Here is a 25,515-nt window from a genome sequence, read left to right on the forward strand (position 1 = left end):
CCATGAAAAAATTAAGCTATTTTCTTGCTGCACTGGTAGGACTGAGTATGCAATATGCTATGGCTCAGACCCCTAAGGGCAGTGTTTTGATAAAAAATGCGACTGTGATTACGGTTACCAACGGAACTCATGAAAACACCGATGTTTTGGTTCAGGATGGTATCGTTAAGAAAATCGCACCGGATATAAAGGCTCCAAATGGAGTGGAAACTATCGATGCTAGTGGCAAATATCTAATGCCGGGCATCATCGATGCTCACTCTCACATTGCATTGGATGTTGTCAATGAAGCGACTGCTCCTATTGTTGCTGAAGTGAGGATGAAAGATGTGGTTAATCCATACGAAATCGGAATCTACAGAGCATTGGCTGGTGGAGTGACCATGTCTCATGCAATGCACGGTTCTGCAAACGTGGTGGGTGGACAAAATGCGACACTGAAACACAGATGGGGATCTACTGATCCTGCTGACATCATTATGCAAGATGCACCTCGTACCATCAAATTCGCTTTGGGTGAAAACCCTACTCGTGTTCATGGTCGTGGTCGCGGTATCCAGCCTAGAAGTAGAATGGGTGTTGAGGCTATTTTGAGAAATGGGTTCAATGAAGCTCTTCAATACAAAAAAGCTTGGGCTGATTTCAATGCTGCTAGCTCTCAAAAAGGAAGCACAGCTGTAGCTCCTCAATACAATGAAAGGCTACAGACTTTGGCGGATATTTTGGATGGAAAGATCATCATCCATTGTCACTCTTACAGGGCAGATGAAATTTACATGCTGATCAATGTTGCTAAAGATTTTGGAATCAAAAAATTGGTATTCCAACATACCAATGAAGGTTTCAAAGTAGCTCCAGAAATCGCAGAATACACTATGGGTGCATCTGTTTTTGCTGACTGGTGGGCATACAAGTTTGAAGTATATTATTCAACAGCCTTCAACGCAGCAATTCTTCAGAAAAATGGTGTAATCACTTCCATCAATTCTGATGATGCAGAATTGATCAGACACTTGTATCATGAAGCCGCTAAGACTCAGAGATATGGTGGAATGACTGATGATGAAGCTTTGGCTATGATCACTATCAATCCAGCTAAACAATTGGGGGTATCTGACAAAGTTGGATCTATTGAAGAAGGCAAACAGGCTGATTTGGTGATTTTCGAAGGTCATCCTCTCTCCTCCTATGCTATCCCACAGATGACTTTTGTGGATGGAGTAAAGTACTTTGATATCAATTCCGACGAAGATGATCAAAGGCAATTGGTTTCTGCAACTGAAATGGTAGAGCCAATTTATTTACATGAAGAGACAGCTCATAAGTGTATGCAGGATACCGAATATTTGTTCGAAACTGCAGAGGCATTATTCTCTTTGAACCAACATTAATAACCCCGAAAAAAAGAAGACATGAAAAGATTGAATAAAAGCTTTTTCGCCTTCCTACTGACTTTGCTACCTATGTTTGCAATGGCTCAGATCGACGGGGAATTTGTTAAACCTCGTTCAGGAAAGTTTTTGTTGCAAAATGCAACAGTACATACGATCACCAAAGGAGTGTTGGAAAACACTTCTGTATTGATTGAAAATGGTAAAATCGCTCAGATCGGTTCTGGTATTTCTGCAGGAGATGCAGAAGTTTTTGATTGCACTGGACTAGTAATCTATCCAGGAATGATTGATGGAGGAACTACCCTGGGTCTGGTAGAAGTGAATTCTGTTCCAGAAACTGTTGATTCTCAGGAAATCGGAAACTTCACTCCTAACATGCAGGCATTGACTGCGGTGAATCCTAATTCGGAAGCAGTGCCTGTAACAAGAGTATCTGGTGTGACAACAGTACTTACAGTTCCTCAGGGAGGACTTTTCCCCGGAACGGCCGCATTGATTAATTTGGTCGGTTATACTCCTGATCAAATGTATGCAGGTGCCAAAGCTGTGGTAATGAACTTTCCTAGCTCTGGAAGAAGAGGAAGATGGGATCGCCGTAGTGATGATGACATCAAAAAGGAAAGTGAAAAAGCTTTGAAAGAAGCGAATGAGCTTTGGGACAATGCAAAATCCTATTACGAACTAACTGAAAAAGGAGCAGAATTGGAGTACTATCCAGAAATGGCTCAATTGGCTAAAGTAATCTCAGGTGAACTTCCTTTGATGATCGAAGTAAATACTGCTTCTGATATTCAAGGAGCTCTGAAATGGATTGAAGGTAAAAATGCCAAATTCATTTTGAGTGGAGTTTCTGAAGGCTGGAGAGTTGCTGATGAGATTGCCAAAGCAGGTGTACCAGTGATCACTGGACCTGTTCAGGCCCTTCCAACTCGTCAATCTGACCGCTATGATGCAGCCTATTCCAATGCTGGTAAAATGTCCAAAGCTGGTGTGAAAGTAGCAATCCGTACAGATGACCAAGAAAACGTAAGAAACCTTCCTTTCCATGCTGCATTTGCTGCGGCTTATGGAATGGGTAAAGAAGAAGCATGGAAAGCAGTAACTATCACTCCTGCTGAAATCTTTGGTTTAGCTGATCAATTGGGATCTGTTGAGCAAGGAAAAGTTGCCAATTTGATCGTAGCTACAAAAGATCCATTTGAAACTAGTTCTCAGGTAATGCATGTATTCATCAATGGATACAGAATACCTTTGAGTAACAGACATATCAGATTGTATCAGGAATTTTTGGAAAGATCTCCTGGATTAAACAAAAACTAATCTTTCCTAACCCAAATTAAAATGACCACAAGTAAATCCTTCTCTCGGGAAGGGTTTCTTGTGGTTTTTGTCTTGATTATATTGAGAACATGAAACTCAGATTTAACTATTACCCTCTCCTATTACTACCTCTGATTTTTGGATGCTCAGAAAAATCTGAGGATCCACGGATTACTCAAAAAATCGAAGAATTAAGACTGGAAGTTGCTCCTGATAAAAGAGTAGCACTTTGGAATATTTCCTTCGAAAATGATTCATTAAAAGGTGAAACTGACCAGCCTCAAGCTTTAGAGACTTTAACTTCAAGTTTAAAAGCTGATGGAATTGACTATATCAATGCAGTCGAAGAATTACCTCAGGCCTCCTTAGGAGATCAAACCCGTGCTTTGGTAACCATTTCAGTAGCAAACATCAGAAGCAATCCAAGACATTCAGCAGAATTAGCTACCCAAGCTCTTTTGGGCACCCCATTGAAAGTTTTGAAAAAAGAAGGCTCATGGTTCTTGGTACAAACACCAGATGGCTACCTTTCATGGGTAGATGCAGCTGGAATCCAGTTGATGACCGATGAGGAATTGGCTTCTTGGTTTACCAAACCAAAGGTAGTCTTCACTTCCCTTTCTGGCCATATTTGGGATAGCCCTAAAGAAGAAATGATGGTTTCTGACTTGGTAGCTGGAAATATCCTTGTAGCTGAAGAAAGCAATGGAAAATGGGTGAAAGTAAGTCTTCCAGATGGCAGAACAGGATGGGTTGAGGATGAAACCCTAATGCCTTGGGAACAATGGATAGCTACCAGAGAAACCAGTGCAGATAAATTAATCACCACCGCCAAATCCATGATGGGAATCCCCTATTTATGGGGAGGCACATCTATCAAAGGTGTGGACTGTAGCGGATTTACCAAAACCATCTATTATCTCAATGGAAAAGTAATTCCTCGGGATGCCTCTCAGCAAATCAATGAAGGAGAACAAGTGGATGTAGATAAAAACTGGGACAACCTGGAAGTTGGAGATCTTCTTTTCTTTGGTGAAAAAGCCACGGATGAGAAAAAAGAGCGTGTAGTCCATGTTGGAATGTGGATCGGAAACAATGAATTTATCCACTCCAGAGGAAGAGTAAGAATATCAAGTTTTGACCCGGATAGCCCTAATTTCGATGAGTATGAACTCAATCGATACCTAAGAACCAAACGAATCATCAACAAACAATCTGACGGAGTAATTTCCGTCTCCGAACTTTTAACAAATGAGTAAACTAAATTTCAATCCCAGGAAATCCCTTGTTTTAGGGACTTTGGCTTTGGCATTATCTGCCCAGGCTCAGGATGGTTTCTTCCAAAGCCATCTCGCAAAACAAAAGGCTATTGAGAAAGAATACCTTGATGCCGTAGACTTTGGAAGTTTCAAAGTTCATTTGAAAGAAATCACCAAAAACCCACACATTGCTGGTACTCCAGAAAACGAATTGGTACAGCAATACATGGCAAAAGTCATGTCCGATGCAGGAATGGATGTGAAATTGTATCCTTACGATGTGTTCCTTCCTAATCACCCAGGTGAGTCACATTTAGAGATCGTTTCTCCTGTTAAAATGACCCTTTCCCAACAAGAGGCGATTTTGGATGAAGATCCATTTACAGCTGATGATCGATTGTACCTTGGCTTTAATGCTTTCTCTGGTTCTGGAGATGTCACTGCAGAAGTGGTTTATGCGAACTATGGAACTCGTGAAGACTTTGCGAAGCTCAAAGAAATGGGCATTGACTTGACAGGAAAAGTAGTTATTGCCAGATATGGAGGAAATTTCAGAGGCTACAAAGCAAAATATGCAGAACAAGCAGGAGCGATTGGCTTGGTAGTTTATACAGATCCTAAAGACAATGGATTCACAAAAGGAGATGTTTATCCTGATGGACCATACTACAATGAAACCACCATCCAAAGAGGCTCTATGTTGACCTTGGATTGGACTGGTGACCCATTGACTCCAAATGAACCTGCTTTGCCACTAGATGGGGATAAAAAGGTAAAAAGACTAGATCCAAAAGATGTAGCTCTACACAAAATTCCAGTGACTCCTGTTGGATATGGAGCTGCAAAAGAAATCCTTTCTAGAATGACTGGACAGGCTGTTCCTGAAGCTTGGCAAGGAGGCCTTCCTTTCGATTACAAAATCGAAGGAGGAGCGGATTTGAAAGTTCGTGTAATGGTGGAGCAGCCGGTTGACTTCATCCGTGCAAACAATGTGGTGGGTACTTTTAAAGGCTCGAAATACCCTGATGAGTGGATCATTTTGGGAGCTCACTTTGATGCCTGGAGCTTTGGTGCAACTGATCCTAACTCAGGAACTGCCATGCTTTTAACATTGGCTGAAGCAATAGGAGAATTGGTGAAAGACGGAAAAGGACCAGAAAGATCCATTATGATTGGACATTGGGATGCTGAAGAGCAAGGTGTAATTGGTTCTACTGAATGGGTAGAAGAAATGAGAGATCAATTGAAAGCCAATGCCATAGCTTATATGAACTTTGACGGTGGTGTGAATGGTAGAAACTTTGGTGCTTCTGCTGCTCCTTCCTTGAAAAAAATCATCATGGATGCTGCTAAGGATGTTTCCTATCCTGATTCTGCTAAATCTGTTTATCAAGTTTGGGCAGGTAAAAATGCTGAGCCAAGAATGGGAAATCTAGGTGGTGGATCTGATCACATTGCATTCTATATGCATGTAGGTGTACCAAGTTTAGGTGGTGGAACAGGCGGTTTGACGCCGTATCATTCCAACTATGACAACTTCCATTATTACAGCAAATTCGTTGACCCAAGCTTCAAAATGGGCGGAATGGTTGCTCAGGTATTTGGTTTGGTAGCTTTGCGAATGGCCAATGGTGACGTGATTCCATACGATGTTCCTCGCTATGCTCAAGATTTGAAAGGTCACTTTGAAAACGCTGTGAAGAATGTAAAAACAATTGCTCCAGGTTTCACGGAGTTTGATCAATCAAATGCCGCTTTGGCTCAACTAGAAGCAAGCTCTACAGCTTACCAAACAGCTTTGGATGCGGCATTGAAGAGTGGTTCCATCTCTGATAAAACCTTGAAGAAGATCAATGAAGAATTGATTGGATTGGAAAAAAGCTGGATCGATCCGAAGGGAATGTATTATGGAGAATGGTACAAATCACTTTACGTTTGTAATGATCCATTCTCAGGATATGCATCTTGGATCCTTCCTGGTATCCAATATGAAGTGGCAATCAATCGAACAGAAAAACTAGAAGAATGGGATGGCAGATATGCTAAAGCTATTTCTTCTTTAGCAAAGAAAATCGAACAAATCACAAAGCAACTTTAAAAAAATTCTTTTAGTGTCAGGCTGAGCGAAGTCGAAGCCTGATTCTTCAGAGAACAAAAAAAGCCCAGTTGAATTATTCAAATGGGCATTTTTTTTGTATTAGCAGGTGAGATCTATGAGTGTCTTCACTCCCAGATTTATGTAAGGAATGTTTTGTTCGTGAAGACACGAACAAAGGCTAGAAGAAATTGAAAAAGAGGTCCAATTCAATGCAGAATTGGACCTCTTTTATTTATTAGGAGAAATTTCTCAATTCACAGCTGCAGCTGCATTTAGATTTCCATAGCCATATTCAGAACTTTTAGAAGGATATAAATCTGAGGTTTCTTTCATCTTTTGCAAAACCTGATCCCTGCTCCAACCGGGATTTTTAGACCAAACCAAAGCAGCAATCCCGGAGGCTGTAGAAGTAGCTACCGAAGAACCTCCCACGGTTGATGGAGTATTGCTATACAAGGCCGTTGTCAAAGGTTTGGTATTTGTACCAGACCGTTCCATCACCACAGTAAACTCAACTTTGGAACCAGAATGACAAGTATCACATCTCTGATATCCAGTTCCTTCTTTCACCCCTGTTACAGCGACTGTTTCAGCCATTGTTGCAGGAAAAATCACTCCAAACCAATTGGTAAAGGAAGTGGATGTACCTGCTGCTGCAAAAATCAATTTTCCACGGTTATAAGCATAGCGTACTGCATCAGCAACTTTGGAGTTGGAAAACACATCTCCAATAGACATGGAAATAATTTTAACATCTGATCTCTTTCCTAATAATACCAATGCCTCAGAAACACCATCTTTTTCATTCCCACTATTCACGATCACATCGCTTGTGCCACGTACTGAAACCAAATTAGAGTTGTATGCCACCCCTACAGCATTGCCCACGGCATTTCGTGGAGAGGCAATTACACCTGCCATAGCTGTTCCATGACCGCATTGATCATTGGGACCATCATATTTCTTCCACCACCAATAACCAGTTTGATAAGTGCCATATTTTTGAACAGTTCTTCCTGAAGAATAACCTGAATTAAATGAAGCATTCAATAATGGCTGATCTGGTGACAGACCTGTATCAATCAAGCCTACAGTGATTCCTTGTCCAGTACTTTGGGACCAAGCATTTTGGATTCCCATATCCTCATAGTTCCAAGATGACTTAGCGGAAGGATTAATCACAACATAATCAGAAGAGGAAACATTTTCCGGGGCATTTTCACAACCAGAATCACTGAGATACCGAGCATCAGGATCCGCTGTATCCAATAAGGCATAATTAAATTCATAAGCTCTAGGCTCAAGATATCTCACCTCTCCCATCTGACGGAGATTGGCCAATACTTCTATATCTGTGATTTTGACTTCAATGAATGGCAAATCTTCATGTACCACAGCTGCTTCTCCTGCTATCCTAAATCTAGGACTCTGATTTTGCGTTTGGATTTGCTCCACCATCTCCAAAACTTTGCTAGCAGCATTTTGCCAACGTGGATCAGAAACTTCCTCTAATCCAATCCTTGAACTTGCGGAGGTTTCATCCGAAGGTTGATACCCGATTGTCAAAGTTGAGTCAGAATGCATCAGAGCTGACCAAACCAAGCGGTCAGATTGATCTGCCCAGATAAAATCTCCTGTTTCATTAAGAGACTTCAAAATCAATTGGTTGATTTCATCCTGGGGAATGATGGAATCTTGAGTCTTCATCTGATCCTGATCAGATACCATTGGCTGCTCGTCTTCTTTACAAGCTTGAAATATCAACGCTAGAAAAAATAGCATTGAAAGAACTTTAAAAGTAATCTTCATCGTAAAAATGGGTTTAGGTTAATGATAATGAGGAATTTACGTGATTTCCTTAAAAAATACAATTAATTAAAAATTCAGGAGGACAGTGCCTGATTAAATAAGTTGGATATACACTTCGTCGAAATAAAAAAGAGAAATTTGCTTCGCTAAATAAATGGATTTAAAAGGTGATGAGAATTAGAAAATTTCAGGAACGAAGGGGGGAGTGTTTCTACTATATTTCCCGTATTCCTATTGTAATTCAATCGTATTTCAAACCTATAATCAAAACACTGCCTTCTCCAATTGCTCCTGCAAATAGGCTTTGATCTCCTCTCCTTCTTCCACTTTGATTTCGCCTGGTAGTCCCATGATAAACCTTCCTATCCCTGGGAGATGTGGTACCTCTCCTTCAAAAAAGTATTGATTTCTATTTTTAATGAAAAGGAAAGGCTTCGCATTAGGATGCTCCTCCAACATCAATTGATAAGCCTTCTTACTCAATTTCAATTTTATCTTGAAACGATTCTTACCAGTAAATCCAAAAAGTGATTCTTGTGGCAATTCATGTTTGCTAGCATATTTCCAGGAATCAGAAGTAATCAAAACCTCACCAATTCGTTCGATTTTAAAAATCTTCATGGATTTGCTTTCCACTTCAAAAGCATGGATAGACTCGTAATTACTTGAAAAAGCCACGGGCTCAACCAAGCGATCGCTAGTCGTATCACTACTCAAAGAATAATAGTCTCTGAGCAAAATTTGCTTCCGGTCTTGGATAGCCTTTCCAATCTCATCCACCAATCTTCCTAAATTAGCTTTAAACAACTCAGCAGTTCCCTGCTTCAATTCGGATCGAAGCTGAAGCTTTTGCAATACTGAGTCCTTCAACAAGTTCTTTTTCCCTTGAGATTCAATCATTGACTGAAGCCACTGACTTTCCTCTGCAGAAAAAGTACTGTAATTCATCGTTGGATCTTGACCAGCAGGTTCTTTCAGCTTGTACTTGCTAAACTCTTTGATGACCTCAAATCCCAATGCTTCCAGCAATTTGAAATAGCGGTAGATCGTGCGTTCATCTGTTTCTAATAGCTCGGCCAGTCGGTGCACAGGCTTCCCGATATTTCCCTGAAGAAGGTTAATCAATTTAAATACGCGAAGGATTTTTTGCTGTTCTACTTTACCTGCCTGAGCCATGATTTCAAAATTTATAACAGTTCAAAAATAGAGACAATCCCTTACAAAACGTACTCTTATGACACTATTTGTCACAGGAATAAAATCAGGTTTGGCTTAAATTTATCTAAAACATAAATTGATTAATGAATTATATAGTAGATTTATTTATTCTAATTACTAAACCTCAGTTTTTAAAACTAAAGATTATGAAAAAGATCATATTGAGTTTGGGATTGATCTGCTTTTTATCCATTTCACTTTTTGCTCAGGATTCTGATAGCGTAAAAGTGAAAGAAGAGAAAAACATGAAGTTGCTACTCATCCCTGTATTGGCCTCTTCTCCTGCAACAGGTTTTATGTTTGGAGTTGCTCCTGCGATTACTTTTATCCAAGGAGACCCTAAAACAACGGCAATTTCATCATACTTAGGATCAGCAGTATATACTACCCAAAAGCAACTTTTATTGACTTTTAAGGGAAACCTTTTCTTTGAAAACAATGAATGGCTATTGATGAATGATTGGAGATATTTTATCACTTCCCAGCCGACATTTGGATTGGGTACTGGGCCTCAATCAGCAAGATTGGTTAGTACAGGGATCGAATATGAGGATGGATTGACTAGCCAGTCCATTGATGAGGCTCAATTCATGAAATTCAATTTTCTGAGATTGCATCAGACCTTATTGAAAAAAGTGAATTCTAATGGGCTTTATGCCGGTATCGGTTACCATTTAGATATTCATTCCAAGATCGAAGATCAATTGTTTGATTTGGAAGCCGAACCAGCTGTGATCACAAGCCACTATGCATACAGTACTAAATACGATATAAACCCTGAGAAATATACTTTATCGGGAATATCCGGAAATGTAATCTACGATACGCGTGACAATACAGTCAATGCCTATCACGGCCGCTATGCTTTTCTTTCATTGAAAGGAAATCCAACTTGGTTGGGAAGTACGGTAGGTTCTTCTTCACTATGGGCAGAATACAGAGATTACTTCACTCTCAATCCTAATCGTCCTAGAAATTTGATCGCTTTTTGGGCTTATGGAAATTTCCAAACAGGCGGAGCTCTTCCTTATTTGGATTTGCCGGCATTGGGTTGGGACCAATTCGGTAGATCTGGAAGAGCATATCCTCAAGGAAGATTCAGAGGTCAGTCCATGGTCTATTCTGAATTGGAATGGAGATTTCCTTTACAACAAAATAATGATCGCTGGGGAGGCGTAGTTTTTGCAAACTTCACCTCAGCAACCAACAAAGATGCCGAGATAAAAATGCTGGACTATATCAACACAGGAGTTGGACTTGGAGTTAGATTTATGTTGGATAAGCAAAAAAGACAAAATCTGGCACTGGATTATGCTTGGGGCAACTATGGAGCAAGCGGCTTCTACCTTAGCGTAAATGAGGTATTCTAATCAATTTGAAAATAATTGAAGGAGGTTTAGGGCGACTTAAACCTCTTTTTATGCGATGAAACTAGCCTAAGTGAAGTCTCAAATCAGGAAGTAGGTAAAAAAAAAATCCATGAATTTATTTCCCTAACCATTCATATCAATTTGGTAACAATAGGTCCTGATTAATTCCCTATTTTTATCCAGCCCATGACTGAGATTTTTCAAGCCAACTCTAAATTCAATCAACATATCCCACTATTTGGAATCCTGTTTTTGGTTCTATTCTGGCTATTCGCATTTGATGGGATAACTTTTAGCGATGATGTCTATTATATTTTAGCAGGAAGGGATTTTTGGAATGGTGAAATGGAAGTCAATTCCTATCATTTTTCCAGTCGTTGGGGAGCTTATATTCCAGCAGGTTTGATGGGTATGATTTTCGGGTTTGACGCCCGATGGTTTTCTTTGATTTCTCTGCTAGCCTACATTGGCTCCTATTTATTGATTCTCAAATTAATTACAGATCAAAAGCAAAAGATCATTTTCTCTTTATGGTTTTTGACGCAGGTTTATCTCCTTCACTTCTTGACCAAAGTTTACCCGGATAGCCTCTTGGTCTTTTGTGTGGTCTTGGGAGTATTTGGGGCAAGTATTAGAAAAACCCATCCAGTTGGAGGAGGAAAACTAATGATGGTCGGGCTTACTTTGGGCTTTATCACCAAGGAAACAATCATTTTCCTATTTCCTTTACCTTTCATTCTGATGTGGATTGACTGGAAGTCAAACAAACTCCAAAAGTCATTTTACCTCACATTTTTCATATTCTCCATTTTGGCAGGATTGCTCTATTTGGGATATTTCTGGGCAAAGTTTGGAGATCCTCTATACCGCATATCCAGCATCAATGCAGGACATTATGTTTCAGAATTCACCTATGCGGATAAAGGAATCTCATCTATTCTAAAAAGGATTACGATCACCCCTATTTTGACTTTTATTGAAAGAGCCTATTGGCCTTGGTTGGTTTTTGCATTACCGGGGATTTACCGTGGATTTAAGAAGAGGGAGGATGTTATTTTTGAGTTTTCCATCTCCTTCTTATGCCTATTGATTGGCTTTTGGTTTATGACTTCGACATTGGAGTTTTACAACCCTATTTATCTGAATCCAAGACATTTGATCATCTTGGTTCCGATAATGGCATGTTTGATAGCAAAGGGCTGGAAAACCTGGAATGAATCAAAAAATTGGAAATGGATATTAAGCATTCTTTTGGGCATAGGAGCCATATATTCCCTGGTTATAGGGGATAGAAAAATGGTTAGCTTTTCAGTGGCATTTATTTACTTGATTTGGTCGAATTTCCAGAGAAATCACCAGTTAAAATACTTTGCAATCCTGCTGTTCATTCCGGCCATTGCTTCAGCTATATACCATTTGGAAACGAAGCGATACAGTTCTTTTACTCATAGCCTAGAAACAGAAGTGGAAGAAGCTGCGGACTCTCCTATTCTGGTCAATAACTTTGTTTATTTCAGCAAGGATGTGCTTTTGAATGAAAGTCAGAATACCAAGAACTTATTGATTCCCATTGAGAAAGCTGATTCTATTCTACAGTCTAATCCAAACAAAATCCGAGTTCTGATCTACAACTATTACCAACATGCCTATCCTCAAGAACAAGAAGATATTGATAACATGGAAGGTTTGTTAAAGAGCAAATATGAGTTGGAAGAGGAAAGAGAAAAGGGATTGGTGATGATAAGGGAGTTTAGGAAAAAGTAGAATCAATATTTCTTTTCTACCATATGAGAAATACATTCAATTAGAAATTGAAATACAGTGGAAATAATTTGAAATACACTCCCTTCGGTCGTGAAATATTCAGAAAACTTACTCATCTATTTGATCTATTTCTCCGAAGGCTTATATCCATTAAATTTTTCCCACAGATTAACACAGATTTATTGAATTTTATAATCAAAAAGTATTTCTCCAAAGGCGTATTTCGAAACTCGTATTTCCTATTTTTAAAAATGTTTCCTATCCAAGATCTCCTTCAAAACTACCGCGTCTTTGACGGTTTTGGGATCTTTGAGTAAGGAGGCATAGGGATTCTTTGCTTTTGGCTTTTTTTCATATTCCTTCTCCACCACAGATGGAATAGCCGGCATTCCTTTGGAGGTTTTCAGAAGTTCAGATTCGGTCTTTTCAAATGCTCCTTCGTAATAGCTGATCTCATCATCTTGCTCTTCTAGGCTTCTATACCGAGTTCTTTTGATGGGCTCAGCTTTTACTGGCTCAAATTGTTCTTCTCTTCTTTTCTCCTGAACAGGAGGAGCTGGAACAGGTTGTGAAGGTCTTCTTTTACCTTGTTGAGCATCTCGTATTTCCTTCAATAGATCTTCAAAAGACACCCCTTTCTCAGGTTGAGACGGTTCAGAATCAGGCATATCCATATCCTCTGCACCTTTCTTCTTCTTAGTTGCCTGATAAATGAAATAGGCGATCAATGCGACGATGTAAATGATATTTCCGATATCCATGACTTTAAGTTAAGGGAAAAAAGAGAATTAAGTAGGAAATATTTTGAATAACGAATGTTGAATTAATTAATTCAATCCCCCTCCCCCCCCTCCCGATAACCACGCGGACCAAGGGGGAATTGTCTCTTGAAATATTCAAACCTCACCTAAGAATCATATTTTTCGAATCCGTGGAAATCAAATTTGAAATAGAAAATTGAATATTAGATTGCTACAAATCTCCCTTTCTAAAAGGGGGTAATGGGGAGTTAATAATTCAAGGTGAGCAATTTTTCAATCTTCCAAATCTTTCAATTTTCCAATAATGGTACTATTTTGTTTCCTTTTAGAAGGAGATAAAAACGCATGCTGCTTAGTAAACTGGAGATCAAGGGCTTTAAGAGTTTTGGAGATAAAATGGTGATCAACTTTGACAAGGGGATTACCGGAGTAGTTGGGCCAAATGGTTGTGGAAAGTCAAATGTAGTCGATGCCATCCGATGGGTGCTGGGAGAGCAAAAAACCCGTATGCTGCGCTCCGACAAGATGGAGAATGTGATCTTCAATGGTACCAAAAACCGGAAGCCTTCCAACCTTGCTGAGGTTTCCCTGACCTTTGAAAACACTAAAAACCTCCTTCCTACCGAATACACCCATGTGACCATCACTCGCCGGTATTATCGTTCCGGGGAAAGTGAATATCAGATCAATGGTGTGACATGTCGGCTAAAAGACATCACCAACCTCTTTATGGACACGGGGATTAATTCCAATTCCTACGCCATCATTGAGTTGAAGATGATCGATGAGTTGCTCAATGATAAAAATAACTCCAGAAGAGATCTATTTGAGGAAGCTGCGGGGATCTCCAAGTTCAAGACCCGAAAGAAAGAAACCCTTCGAAAGCTGGAAGATACCGATGCAGATCTGGATCGTGTGGAAGACTTGCTTTTTGAGATCGAGAAAAACCTTAAATCGCTGGAAAAGCAAGCCAAGCAGGCAGCCAAATATTTTGATATCAAAAAGGAATACAAGGCCGCTTCCATCAATTTGGCGAAGAAAAGCATAGAGAAATACACCAATTCTCTCCTGCAAACCAACCAGAAAATCCAGGATGAATCGGATCGAAAGCTTTCCTTCCAAACTCAGATTACCGACCAAGAGGCTTTGTTGACTCAGCTGAAGACGGATTTGATTTCGAAGGAAAAACTCCTGGCATCCCGTCAGAAGACTCTCAACGAACATGTGAATAAAATCCGATCTTTTGAATCGGAGAAAAAGATAAAAAACGAGCGCCTTCGCTTTTTGGAGGACCGTTCCCAAAAACTAAGGGAGCAGATCGATGCAGACCGCAAATCCAATGATAGGGCTGGTTTTTCCATTCGTTCCCTTCAACAGGAAATGGAATCAGCCGCCAAGATTTTGGCAGAAAAGGAACATATCATCACTGATTTGAGGGAAGCTTATGAATCCCAAAAACAAATCCAATCCGATAAGCAGCTTCAACAAAAAAGCCAGCATCAGGCTTTTGAATCCCTGAAAGAAAAGGTCTATCAATTGACCAAAGATCTGGAAGTGAAGCAGATTCAGCTTTCTACTTTGAAACAGGAACTGGAAAGAACCTCCTCTGATGATTCCCATCAGGAAGCTTCTTTGGTGGATTTTGAGGCGAAGATTATTGATTTCAAAACAGAGCTGGATGATGCGACCGCTGAATATGAAAACCTGAAAAAGAAACAGGAAGACTTGGATCAAAAGATCGAAGAATCCAACCGGGTGATTGAGATGATCCGGGAGGAACTGACTCAGTCTGCCAGAAAGTTGGATTCCAAGCAAAACGAATACAACCTAACCAAGTCTTTGGTGGAGAATCTGGAAGGTTTCCCAGAGGCTATCAAATTCCTGAAAAAGAATAATTCCTGGGGAAAGGACACTCCTCTCCTTTCGGATCTTTTGACTACGGATGAGAAATACCGGGTGACAATTGAGAATTATCTGGAGGGATATATGAACTACTATGTGGTAGAAACAGAAGCCCAGGCCATCGCTGCTATTTCTCTGCTTTCTGATGCTTCCCGAGGCAAGGCCAATTTCTTCGTGTTGGAGCATTTTGAGCGCTTCAAATCCAGTCAATCCAAGTTATTTGCCAATGCCATTGCGGCAACGGAGATCATCGAATTTGATGTCAAATACTCCCGACTGATCAATCATATCCTGGACAATGTCTACATCGTGCAGGGAGATTACAAGGAGTTTCCAGAGGATACCGATGCCATCTTTATTTCTGAAAGTGGAAAGTATACCAAGCGTAAATTCTCTATTTCCGGGGGTTCTGTGGGGCTTTTCGAAGGAAAAAGAATCGGTAGAGCCAAAAACCTGGAAAAGCTTGATAAGGAAATTAAAGACTTAAACAAGAAGGTTTCAGCTACTCGTTCCAACTTGGATCAGAAGCTTTCTGACCTGATGAAGCTGAGGGAGATTTCCTACAAAAAATCTCTGGAAGAAAAGCAGGCACAGATTTCTGAGATCAATCAACAATACGTTTCCATCCGAACCAAAAAGGAGCAGCTGGCAGAATTGCTTTCCTCCAATGCCAATAAGCGGGAGGATATTCTGGATCGAATTGCAGAGCTGGAAGAAAGCCTGGCTTATATCCAGCCGGAACTCTTGGACAATCGTGGAGAGTATGAATCCGCAGCTCAGGATTTGGAAGTATTGAATGAGGTTTTGGAAACGGAATCGGCACTTTTAACAGAGAAATCCCAGGCCTTCAATCAGGAAAACATTCTATATCATCAGCAGCTCAACAGGGTCAATAGCCTGGAGCAGGAAATTGAATTCAAGCAGAATGCATATGAGGGTTCCAAAGAGAGAATTGAAAAATCCCAAGCAGAATTAGCTTCTCTGGATTCGGAGATCAAGTCTTTGTTAGAAAACAATGAGGTCAAGGATGATGAATTGATTGAGTTGTATTCGGAGAAGGAAACCATAGAAGTAGGCGTTACAGAGGCGGAAAAGGATTATTATGGAAGTCGTGGGCTAATCGATGAGACTGATCAGAAGATCCGTTCCCTTCAAAAATCCAAAGAAAGCCATGATACCTTGGTGCATGAGCTCCAGAATGCGATCAATGAGATCAAGCTGAAGATGACTTCCATGAAGGAACGCCTTAGTGTGGAGTTTGAATTGGATCTGGATCAGCTGATGGAGGAAAATCCGGGGCTGGACGAACCATTCTTGGAGTTCTCCGAAGAGGATCTTCGCCATATGGTCAATAAGCAGAAGGAGAAACTGGAAAAGATCGGCCCGATCAATCCGATGGCTATGGAAGCCTACGATGAGATAAAGGAGAGACATGACTTTATCCAGGGACAGAAAGAAGACCTGGAAAAGGCCAAGCAATCTCTATTGACTACGATTCAGGAGATCGATGATGTGGCTAAGGAGACCTTCCTATCGGCATTCGATCAGATTAAGGAGAATTTTGTGAAGGTATTCCGTTCCCTCTTTACCGAGCAGGATGATTGTGATCTCAAACTGACCGATCCGGACAATCCTTTGGAATCTACCATTGAGATTATGGCCAAGCCGAAGGGCAAAAGACCTTTGACGATCAATCAGCTTTCCGGTGGTGAGAAGACCTTGACAGCCACTTCCCTACTCTTCTCCATCTACCTGCTGAAGCCTGCCCCATTCTGTATTTTTGATGAGGTGGATGCACCTTTGGATGATGCCAATATTGATAAGTTCAATACAATTATCCAGCGCTTTAGTGGAGAGTCCCAGTTTATTATCGTGACCCATAACAAGCGAACCATGGCCAGCACCGATATTATCTATGGTATTACCATGATCGAAGCAGGAGTTTCTAGAGTAGTTCCTGTGGATTTAAGGGAGTTGGCTTAGGGAAACAGATTCAAAAGAAAATATGGAAGATAGAATTGAAGAAGTTAAAGTTCTGGATAATTTAATAAAGGAGCTTTTAGATTAATAATATACTTTGTTTAAAGTATAAAAAGTTCAACCAGATTAACGAGCAGTTTAGTGGGGAGTCCAGGTATATTATCGCTACTCATTACAAGCTAGCCCATTGGAGGGAATTAAAAAACAAAAAAGCCTCTAGCTAAAGCTAAAGGCTATTCCAATCGTTATCGAATAATTTATTTCCTATACAAAGCCTGTCTCTCGACCATCCAGCCTGGATATTGTTTAGGCAAAGGGCTGATATCATCGATCATAGCCAGATCATGAGGATTTAATACCAGTTCAGTAGAAGCAATATTGGCATGTAGCTGATCCAGGTTTTTCGCACCGATAATCGTACTTGTAACTCCCGGCTGCTGCCTCACCCATGCCAATGCCACCTGAGCGATTGTGGCATCATGATCTTTGGCCATTCTACCCATCTCCTCTACTAGATCATAAGCCTTGTCCTTATTGATCGGTGGGAAATCGAAATTGGCTCTCCTGGAACCAGAATCCTCTCCTTCTCTGGTAAACTTACCTGTCAAAAATCCTCCTGCCAATGGACTCCATGGGAAGATAGCCAATTTGTGATCCTGTGCCATAGGAACGAGCTCATGCTCGATATCTCGGCTTACTGCAGAGTAGTAATATTGCAGGCCGATAAACTTATGATAGCCTTTGTATTGTGCAATCGCCTGAGCCTTTGCCACCATCCAAGCAGGCCAGTTGCAAATAGAGATATAGCGAACCTTTCCGGACTCCACTATATCATTTAGCGAACGGACGATCTCCTCCAGGGAAGTTGCAGGATCTACTCCATGCACATACAGAATATCGATGTAATCGAGCTGAAGACGCTTTAAACTAGCTTCTACGGAATTGAAAATATGATATCGAGAGAGGCCTGTACTATTGGGTTTATCATTCATCTTCGCCAAGACTTTGGTTGCAATGACTAGTTCATCTCTTGGGACTTGCAAATCTTGAAGTCCTTGTCCCAACAGCATTTCAGATTGTCCAAAGGAATAGACATTTGCCGTATCTATAAAGTTGATCCCGGATTCTATTACGGCGGAAAGCATCTCATTGACTTCTTGCTGCTGCAGTTTTCCAATGTTTTCCCAGATGCCACCATTTTGGCCTCCAAAAGTCATGGTACCAAAGCAAAGCTCGGAAACACGAAGCCCCGTATCTCCAACATAATTGTACTTCATTTTTAGGGTTGTTTTTGATTAGAAAAGTTGATTTAATGATTTTAAAACAGGAGGTCTTCGAAAATAGTTTTCTTTCGGCTGTTTATGATGGTCGGAATTGGAGATTTGATATTAGGGATTGACATTCTGACTTTAGCTTTCTGATTTCAGATTTTCGTCTTCCGCCAAATCTCTAAATCTTCGTTCTCTCAATCTCTATATCATCCTACTGCCAGACATCCCACTTCCAACATTCTCCTTTCCTTAAATCTTCTTAACGAAATTTGAAGTTACTTAACCTTTGTAGATATTCAGTTCAGAATTTATTTTGTGATTTATCCAATTTCACAATAAAATATTGTTTTAAGAGTTAAAAATAAAACTAAACCAAGCTATGAAAAGATATCAGATTTTTTGGGCAATGAGATATAAAGGAGGAAAGAATCATGGTGAGCTGAAATCCTTTGGGGGAGTAACTCCTTCAGGCGAGATTTGGAATTTGTCCTTAGACCAAGCAATTGAAAAGATCCAAAATGATAATTGGAATTTCTTTATCGTAGAAAATCAACTAGAAATTCCTGTCCGTCTCGCTTCCCTTTATGATTCCGAATATTACCTGACTTCTACAGGAAAGGGATATATCTACAATCTACTAGATGAATTGCCTGAGTATTCATTTTTGCAGGCTATTTGAAAGAGTTTTAAGGCTTCCAGACCATCTCAATATGCTCAATCCCATCCTCATCATATGTGTCTCCCTCTGCCACAAAACCCAAGGAAGAATAAAAGCCTAAGGCATAGGTTTGAGCTCCAATTCGAATGGGGCCAGATCCAAAAATAGCTTGACATTGTTCAATGGATTTTTCCATCAAAACTCTACCATACCCTTTTCCTCTTGCAGCCGGAGAAGTCACTACTCTTCCTATCGCAATTTCTTGATAAGATAAACCTGTTGGCACCAAACGGGTATAACCGACCATTTCTTCTCCTTCCCAAAGCATCAAATGATGGCATTTCTGGTCCTTATTATCCTGATCCAGGAAAACGCAGTTTTGTTCCACCACAAAGACTTCTGATCTCAATCGAAGCAATTCATATAGTTCCACATTGCTCAATTCAGAAAAGGACTTAACAGTAAAAGTTGGGTTCATGGACTTTAATTTTCAAATGGGAAGCTAATATCATTTGGATTGATGGTTAGTCCAAATTTTTAGCAAGAAGGAATTCTGCCCCAAATTCAAATATGCGAATAACAGTGAATAGAGATCCCGATAAGAATACCGGGAGAGATTCGAGATTCTGATAATTTCCCGCCCGATCCCTGTCCTCACGGATCTTTAAATCTAAGGATTAGAGATTCTGATAATTTTATTGTAGTCAGGAGATTTGATGCCCTTAAATCGGAATTTGCAAAACGTAAATCCATTTTTACCACAGAGCCACAGAGAACTCGGAGGTTTCACAAAGGTATTCTTGCTCGTAGATCGGATATCGTAAATCCTAAATCCGTTTTTGCCGCAGAGACCCTAGAGATATTCATGATTGATCCACGATATTCATCGGGATTGTCTATTGATCATTGGTCATTGATCATTTCACCCTTCTCCCCAAGTAACTACCATTCCTTTGATGGATTCTCCTATTTTTCCAGGATCCTTTTCCAAGACCGCTATTCCCAAAACCAAAATAGCTGCAGCAATATTGAGGCCTTTCTGGATATTCTTGAGGTTTTTGATCGTCCCCTTTATATCACTTGTTACCTGATTGATGGTATCTAACGATTCGGTAACTTCATTCATGATCAGACTTGTGGCAAAGGCCAGGATTTGCTCCCCGAACTCCAAACTTTTGGACCTTGCATCACTTAAAACCTGGTGATTTTCCTTACTTAAAGAATCCCAATTGGCAACTCTAAAATCCAGCAAAGCCGTGGAAAGCATGAAAAAGTTATCCGAAAGTTGTTTAGCCTGTTCTGATGTCAAATTAGCCATACTTTCATTGATTTAGTTTATTAAACTCAGTGTTCAAAACTTGAATTTCTGAGGAATAATCCATCAGATCTACCGCAAGGTCTTTGAGAGAAAGTTTATCTCTTTTATCATACAAAACCTGATGACCATCAGCTATTTCATGAAGGCTTTTTGCGTAGATATCAATCATCTTTTCTAGTCGGTTTATTTCCAAAAGAGCATTGTAATAATCCTCCCCTGCTTTTCGCTTTTCAAAGTCTGATTCCAGGGTATTGTTCAATTTCAACTCAATGAAATTTCCATAAAGTCGCTCTTTTTTGAACTGCAGTTCTCCTTTCAAATTAGCCTGAACAATCTGTTCAAACTTCTTCAATAAAACTTGAAGAGGATCATTGGCCTTCTCAATATAGGAGGCAATTTTCCGACGACGGTAAAAGTCCGTTGTGGAGCGAAGTAGTGTGTTTGAAAGGGCTGAAAAAGCGCCTACAACAGATTCATCAATGGATACAGGCCCTAGCTGTTGAGCTGTCAGGGCCCCAGTCAAATCATTGGTTCGATAAGTGGTCAGATTATTCTGAGCCAATTCACCTAAACCCAATAGGTAGCCATTGATGGTAGAATAAATCACCTGAGTCACACTATCCGCTGAAATGAAATCTCCACACTCGCATTCCAATTCACGTTCTAACTGAAATTCATGTACGGCAATTTCAAAGCATCTATCCTGACAGTGATCCAAAAAGGTATAGTGAATTTCTTCAAACTGCTGAAGACCCGTGGATGAGGTGTTTGAGAAACCCTGAACTGTTTTCAAATTGACACAAGAGAATATTGAAAAAGGCGCTAATAGAAATAGTAGGTTTTTAAGAATTAAAAATGATCGCATATATCAAGATTTTGAACGAAACCTGTTCTAAAAATATCTGAGAATCAAGATATAAAATTTCGAATATAAATGCGAAAAAGGCCTGACATAAACCAAGACTTACTTATCTCCTTCAATATTGAATCCTGATCCACGATAATCATCGGGATTGATCGTTTTCCAAATTCTAATTTCTCTTTTCGAATTTCTCAATTCTCCATTATTTTCGGGGCTTTATTAATTAACCTATGACCTATACACTAGAATCAGATTCTCTTCAAATACAAATCAATCATCGCGGAATGGAGATAAGCTCCATCAAAAACAAAGAAAACGAATTCGAGTATCTATGGCAGGGAGATCCTGCAGTTTGGGCTGGTCAAGCCCCAATACTTTTTCCGATAGTCGGAGCTCTAAAAGATGGTAAAACCAGCCATTTGGGTAAAGAATATCATCTTGACAAACATGGATTTATCCGAAACAATGAAAAAGCGAAAGTTGTCAAGCAGGATAAGAATTCCATTGTTTTCCAATTGAAATCAGATAATGAAACCTTAGCTGTTTATCCTTTCGAATTCATTTTTGAAGTAAGTTTTGAGCTGAAGCATAAATGCCTGAAAGTATCCCATTCTGTCACAAATTCCGGAAGTGAGGATATGTATTATTCAATTGGAGCACATCCGGCATTCATTTGTCCTATCGAGGGTGAAACCACTTTAAGCGAATATTCCCTGGGGTTTCCGGAGGTGGAAAATGATTGCACTTATCATATTCTTCCAGGAGGATTGATTGGAGATAAAAGCGACAAAGTCTTGGACAATAGTTCGACAATTCAGCTTCACGAACATATTTTTGATGGAGATGCTTTGATATTCAAACATCTAAAATCCAGAAGCATTACCCTGAACCATAAAGATCGAGGACCTTTAGTAGCCATGGAATTCAATGACTTTGACTATTTGGGAATTTGGGCAAAGCCTGGAGCGGCTTTTGTATGTATTGAACCCTGGCTTGGCGTTGGTGATGCTGCTGATCATTCTGGAATCCTATCAGAAAAAGACGGAATCAGAAAGCTTTCTCCAAACCAAACAGAGGTTAAATGCTATACAATAGATGTTTTGGAATAATAAGAACTTATATACTAATATCCTTTCCTTTAAGTATTTATCGGCAACATATTCCACATTTTGGGTAAATTTTCTTACTTTTTAGTAATCCTAATTCTTTAAAACATCCGCTAATTGAAGTTTCTTCAATTGGCTTCGGATTTGAATTGTTAGGATTATGTTTCACTAACAACCCAAAATTTTATGTCAATTGTAAAAGTAATCGAGGTAATTGCCTCATCGGAAAAAAGCATTGAGGATTCTATTCAAAAAGCAGTAACTGAGGTTTCCAAAACTGTCAGAAATATTGATTCAGTATATGTCAAAGATATCAAAGCCCATGTAAAGGATGGAAAAGTAATTTCCTATGGAGCTATTTGTAAAGTGTCCTTTAGAGTGGATTGATTAGAGTCATTCGAATAAGAGTAAAAAACGCAGGTCTAGGTCTGCGTTTTTTATTCTATCCTCAACAGCTTATAACCATCAATTCTTCCCAGCTCTTTCCAAATTTTTCCACTCTGTAATTCAGGCATTTCCCTCCTTTCTTTCGCAAGCCAAATTCCTTTTTGATGACTTGGATCTTGAATCCAATTAGGATCTTCTTTGAGATTGATCAAGTACTCTTTCCATCTTTCATCCGGTTCAAATTGAACTTCTCGATTCAAGCCATCATCCCCATCGTAAATAGATATAACATCCCTATCAGAATTGAACAAAATGGATGGAAGTCTTTTGTCAAAGATGACAACTCTCTCATCTGAAGGAGATACTTCATCGATTAGCTCTACTACCCTTTTGGTATCATTGACCAAGCCTGGGTTAGCAGAGAAAAAATAGGAGGCAATCAGGGTCAAGCCAACAGTAAATACCAATGAGGAAAAAATAGCCCGGTTTTTAACCTGGATTCCTGTTTTCCATAAAGCCAACAAAATCGAGATCGTCAAAAACCAAATCAACCAAAACTTCATAGACAAAACTGCTCTTGGTTCGATCCAAGGAACCAAACAGAAACCTCCCCAAATCAACAAATGAAGTATTAATTGTGCTTTTTCCCATTTCATCTTAGAGTTGGTAGAAAGCTCTTCCCAAGAGTCCACGGCAACCAGAATCATCCCAGCCATCAATGGAAGAATATACAAGATCAATTTTGATTGACTTATCGAAAAGAAAACCAAAGAAACCAAAAAGCCAAACATTAAAACGGCGGTTTCTGTATTGGATTTCCAAAGCTTTTTTACCCGAGTCAAAATCAACAAAAACCAAGGGAAACTCAAAATCAAAAGGATCACCCAATAGAAATAAAAAGGCTGTCCTCTCTTAAATGTATCAGAAGCAAATCTCTGCACAGTGTGTTTAAACAGGAAGTAATCCAAAAATCTTTGATCCTCGATATAGAGATAAATAAACCAACTGAAGCCGATACCTAGCATAACTAGCCAGCCAATTATTTGTGGCCACTTGAATTGAGGCTTTTTCCTCGCCCTGATCCACCAAGCTAATTCTAAGGTGAAAGGAACAATCCAAACTACAGGTCCTTTGGTCAAAAAACCAAAGCCGTAGCAAATGAAACTTAACAGAGCAAAAAGTGGTCTTTTTTCATCGCGATATTTCCAATTGAAATAAATACCTGCCAATACCCAAGTGGTCAAAAACATATCTGTGGTCAATCCACGTGCTCCAATTATTAGCAATGGACAAGCTGCATACAGTATAGCAGACAAGAGAGCCTTTCGTTTGTCTTTAAAGGCAAGCTGAGCCAAAAAATAAGCCAATACGATCTGAATCAGAGCAGATATCTGTAAGAAAAATCTGGCTGAAAAAGGAGAAATCCCGAAGATTTTATAGGATAATGCAGTCAGCCAATAAGTAAAAGGAGGTTTATGATAATGATGAATCTCCATCAATTTTGGATGAATCCAGTCTCCGGATTCAAACATTTCCTTGCCAATTTGAGCGTATCTGGCCTCACTACTTTCAGTAACGGACCAAGCTCCCAAATTAAAAAATAAGACCATGGCCATTAAAATCAAAAGAATGTAAATTCCGCTATCTTTTAGTTTCAATATCAAATCTCCCTTCTCTTTTTTTCCTGGCAGGTAAGCTAGCCACAAGTTTCTTAAGTATACTACCAAACCAAATGATTGACCTATAAATAAAACTGCATCCTTTCTTACGATTGCATAGATCGCAATGATCAAAGCTCCGATTATTGAAACGATCCAAAATGAATTTGGGAAGACAGACTCTTTTTCCTTTTCTGAAACAAGCCATTGAATCACAAATCTAGCTGTAAATATCACCTGCCCAATGCTTCCCCAAGTCAGCAGGATTACATCCATTTCCGGATTGTTTAATAGTCTGAAAAAATCATTTTCCCTGAAGCCAATCAAATAGGTGAAAAAGAACACCGGAAGAATCAAAAACAAAACTCTAAAGGGACTTGGGAAGAGTTTCCATGAGTTTTTCAGCTGTAGATTCCTGATGTAGATATAGTAACCTATGAGCTGACCAACAACAATAATCATATCATGTCTGAAAGTCCCATAAACCATCAAAAGCAAGGATGCAAATAAACTCAGTTGCCAAAAAATAAGCGGGTTGGCTACTTTTCCTGACTTCTCGGTTTTGACAAATTGGATCAAGAATCTGGCAGAGAACATTCCCTGAGCCAAAAAACCAAGTCCCAATAATACCATTGGATTCATGAAATAAGGGGCCTTTGTTCATGACTAATTTCAGAGCTTTTAGGAAGAGAAAGTCTCCGTTTTTTCATCCACCTGACTGCAAACATATCCATAATAGGTCCAAATAGACGATTATTGAAACCAAACTTACTCTCGCCAGAAATCCTAGGAAAATGATTAACAGCAATTTCTTTGACTTTTCCACCCTGGATCTGGATTAAAGCCGGAAAAAAGCGGTGCATTCCTTTAAAAGGACTTAATTTTTTAGCTGACTTTGTTTGAAGGATCTTGAGTGGACATCCAGAATCTCTTACTCCGTCCTTCAAAACCCAATTTCGAAAGCCATTTGCAAAGGAAGATGTTTGCCTTTTTACCCAAGTGTCCTTTCGATTAGCTCGATAACCTGTCACCAATTCATAGTCCAACCTAAAAGCTTCCAATTTCAAAAAATCCATAGGATCTGTCTGCAAATCTCCATCAATATAGCCTACCCATTTGGAATTTACATATTGAAAACCAGTATACAATGCTGCACTTAAGCCACAATTTTTGGAAAAAGAAATAAAATTAAACTGTGGATTATCTCTACAGATTTCGATAATTTTTTCTAGGCTATTATCAGTCGAACCATCATTGACCAATAAAATTTCAACCTCAAGATCAGTTTCATTGAGATAGGATTCGAATGCTTGGGGTATTCTATCTATTCCCTCTTCCTCATTGAAAATAGGGATTAGAATTGTTAAATCTGACATGATG

At 39.6% G+C, this 25,515-nt stretch carries 19 protein-coding genes; 10 read left to right on the forward strand and 9 right to left on the reverse strand.

Annotated elements, in window-relative coordinates; all coding sequences use genetic code 11:
- Positions 1 to 2 precede the first annotated feature (2 nt).
- From O0V13_RS18205 to O0V13_RS18220, 4 genes are all read left to right on the forward strand, one after another.
- Positions 3 to 1,391, forward strand: coding sequence for an amidohydrolase family protein (locus O0V13_RS18205; protein ID WP_268036416.1), 1,389 nt, complete (start codon positions 3 to 5; stop codon positions 1,389 to 1,391).
- A gap of 21 nt (positions 1,392 to 1,412) precedes the next feature.
- The gene (locus O0V13_RS18210) at positions 1,413 to 2,714 is read left to right on the forward strand and encodes an amidohydrolase family protein (protein WP_268036417.1); all 1,302 of its coding nucleotides are present in this window, start codon (positions 1,413 to 1,415) and stop codon (positions 2,712 to 2,714) included.
- An 89-nt stretch (positions 2,715 to 2,803) separates the two neighbouring features.
- A complete protein-coding gene (locus tag O0V13_RS18215) occupies positions 2,804 to 3,973 on the forward strand; it encodes a C40 family peptidase (protein ID WP_268036418.1) in 1,170 nt (389 codons plus the stop codon).
- A complete protein-coding gene (locus O0V13_RS18220; RefSeq protein WP_268036419.1) occupies positions 3,966 to 6,071 on the forward strand; it encodes a M28 family peptidase in 2,106 nt (701 codons plus the stop codon). The genes O0V13_RS18215 and O0V13_RS18220 overlap by 8 nt, the downstream gene beginning before the upstream one ends.
- Before the next feature lie 249 nt (positions 6,072 to 6,320).
- On the opposite strand, the gene O0V13_RS18225 is transcribed toward O0V13_RS18220, so the two are convergent.
- Both O0V13_RS18225 and O0V13_RS18230 read right to left on the reverse strand, forming a co-directional pair.
- Entirely contained in the window at positions 6,321 to 7,880 is a 1,560-nt protein-coding gene (locus O0V13_RS18225) for a S8 family peptidase (protein ID WP_268036420.1), read from the reverse strand.
- Between the two features lie 264 nt (positions 7,881 to 8,144).
- Positions 8,145 to 9,056 (reverse strand): helix-turn-helix transcriptional regulator, encoded by a 912-nt coding sequence (locus tag O0V13_RS18230; RefSeq protein WP_268036421.1) that lies wholly within the window; start codon positions 9,054 to 9,056, stop codon positions 8,145 to 8,147.
- Positions 9,057 to 9,244: 188 nt separating this feature from the next.
- Here O0V13_RS18230 and O0V13_RS18235 point away from each other — a divergent pair, with 188 nt between their 5' ends.
- Both O0V13_RS18235 and O0V13_RS18240 read left to right on the forward strand, forming a co-directional pair.
- Complete coding sequence (locus tag O0V13_RS18235) at positions 9,245 to 10,468, forward strand: BamA/TamA family outer membrane protein (protein WP_268036422.1); 1,224 nt, start codon at positions 9,245 to 9,247, stop codon at positions 10,466 to 10,468.
- A gap of 186 nt (positions 10,469 to 10,654) precedes the next feature.
- Entirely contained in the window at positions 10,655 to 12,232 is a 1,578-nt protein-coding gene (locus O0V13_RS18240; RefSeq protein WP_268036423.1) for an ArnT family glycosyltransferase, read from the forward strand.
- 245 nt (positions 12,233 to 12,477) lie between these two features.
- Here O0V13_RS18240 and O0V13_RS18245 read toward each other — a convergent pair whose 3' ends face one another.
- Complete coding sequence (locus O0V13_RS18245; RefSeq protein WP_268036424.1) at positions 12,478 to 12,993, reverse strand: hypothetical protein; 516 nt, start codon at positions 12,991 to 12,993, stop codon at positions 12,478 to 12,480.
- 345 nt (positions 12,994 to 13,338) lie between these two features.
- On the opposite strand from O0V13_RS18245, the gene smc reads away from it, so the two are divergent.
- On the forward strand, positions 13,339 to 16,878 hold the full coding sequence (gene smc / locus O0V13_RS18250; protein WP_268036425.1) for a chromosome segregation protein SMC: 3,540 nt from the start codon (positions 13,339 to 13,341) through the stop codon (positions 16,876 to 16,878).
- A 254-nt stretch (positions 16,879 to 17,132) separates the two neighbouring features.
- Here smc and O0V13_RS18255 read toward each other — a convergent pair whose 3' ends face one another.
- Entirely contained in the window at positions 17,133 to 18,152 is a 1,020-nt protein-coding gene (locus tag O0V13_RS18255) for an aldo/keto reductase (protein WP_268036426.1), read from the reverse strand.
- 373 nt (positions 18,153 to 18,525) lie between these two features.
- Here O0V13_RS18255 and O0V13_RS18260 point away from each other — a divergent pair, with 373 nt between their 5' ends.
- Positions 18,526 to 18,825 carry a DUF3892 domain-containing protein gene (locus tag O0V13_RS18260; RefSeq protein ID WP_268036427.1) on the forward strand — a complete coding sequence of 100 codons (300 nt, stop codon included), beginning with the start codon at positions 18,526 to 18,528 and terminating at the stop codon, positions 18,823 to 18,825.
- 7 nt (positions 18,826 to 18,832) lie between these two features.
- On the opposite strand, the gene O0V13_RS18265 is transcribed toward O0V13_RS18260, so the two are convergent.
- The 3 genes from O0V13_RS18265 to O0V13_RS18275 form a co-directional block, all read right to left on the reverse strand.
- Positions 18,833 to 19,282: a GNAT family N-acetyltransferase gene (locus O0V13_RS18265; protein ID WP_268036428.1), complete on the reverse strand. Its 450-nt coding sequence runs from the start codon at positions 19,280 to 19,282 to the stop codon at positions 18,833 to 18,835.
- A 444-nt stretch (positions 19,283 to 19,726) separates the two neighbouring features.
- Positions 19,727 to 20,122 (reverse strand): hypothetical protein, encoded by a 396-nt coding sequence (locus tag O0V13_RS18270; protein ID WP_268036429.1) that lies wholly within the window; start codon positions 20,120 to 20,122, stop codon positions 19,727 to 19,729.
- 4 nt (positions 20,123 to 20,126) lie between these two features.
- The gene (locus O0V13_RS18275) at positions 20,127 to 20,987 is read right to left on the reverse strand and encodes a hypothetical protein (protein ID WP_268036430.1); all 861 of its coding nucleotides are present in this window, start codon (positions 20,985 to 20,987) and stop codon (positions 20,127 to 20,129) included.
- Positions 20,988 to 21,214: 227 nt separating this feature from the next.
- Between O0V13_RS18275 and O0V13_RS18280 the strand changes: the two genes are divergently transcribed.
- Together O0V13_RS18280 and O0V13_RS18285 are read left to right on the forward strand one after the other, a co-directional pair.
- On the forward strand, positions 21,215 to 22,093 hold the full coding sequence (locus O0V13_RS18280) for an aldose 1-epimerase family protein (RefSeq protein ID WP_268036431.1): 879 nt from the start codon (positions 21,215 to 21,217) through the stop codon (positions 22,091 to 22,093).
- A 183-nt stretch (positions 22,094 to 22,276) separates the two neighbouring features.
- Positions 22,277 to 22,477, forward strand: coding sequence for a dodecin family protein (locus tag O0V13_RS18285; RefSeq protein ID WP_268036432.1), 201 nt, complete (start codon positions 22,277 to 22,279; stop codon positions 22,475 to 22,477).
- Positions 22,478 to 22,527: 50 nt separating this feature from the next.
- On the opposite strand, the gene O0V13_RS18290 is transcribed toward O0V13_RS18285, so the two are convergent.
- Together O0V13_RS18290 and O0V13_RS18295 are read right to left on the reverse strand one after the other, a co-directional pair.
- On the reverse strand, positions 22,528 to 24,777 hold the full coding sequence (locus O0V13_RS18290; protein ID WP_268036433.1) for a lipid-A-disaccharide synthase N-terminal domain-containing protein: 2,250 nt from the start codon (positions 24,775 to 24,777) through the stop codon (positions 22,528 to 22,530).
- Positions 24,774 to 25,511 (reverse strand): glycosyltransferase, encoded by a 738-nt coding sequence (locus tag O0V13_RS18295; RefSeq protein WP_268036434.1) that lies wholly within the window; start codon positions 25,509 to 25,511, stop codon positions 24,774 to 24,776. The genes O0V13_RS18290 and O0V13_RS18295 overlap by 4 nt, the downstream gene beginning before the upstream one ends.
- Positions 25,512 to 25,515: the final 4 nt, after the last annotated feature.

Origin of the sequence: Algoriphagus sp. PAP.12 (genome assembly GCF_026652115.1) — a bacterium.
Taxonomy (GTDB): Bacteria; Bacteroidota; Bacteroidia; order Cytophagales; family Cyclobacteriaceae; genus Algoriphagus.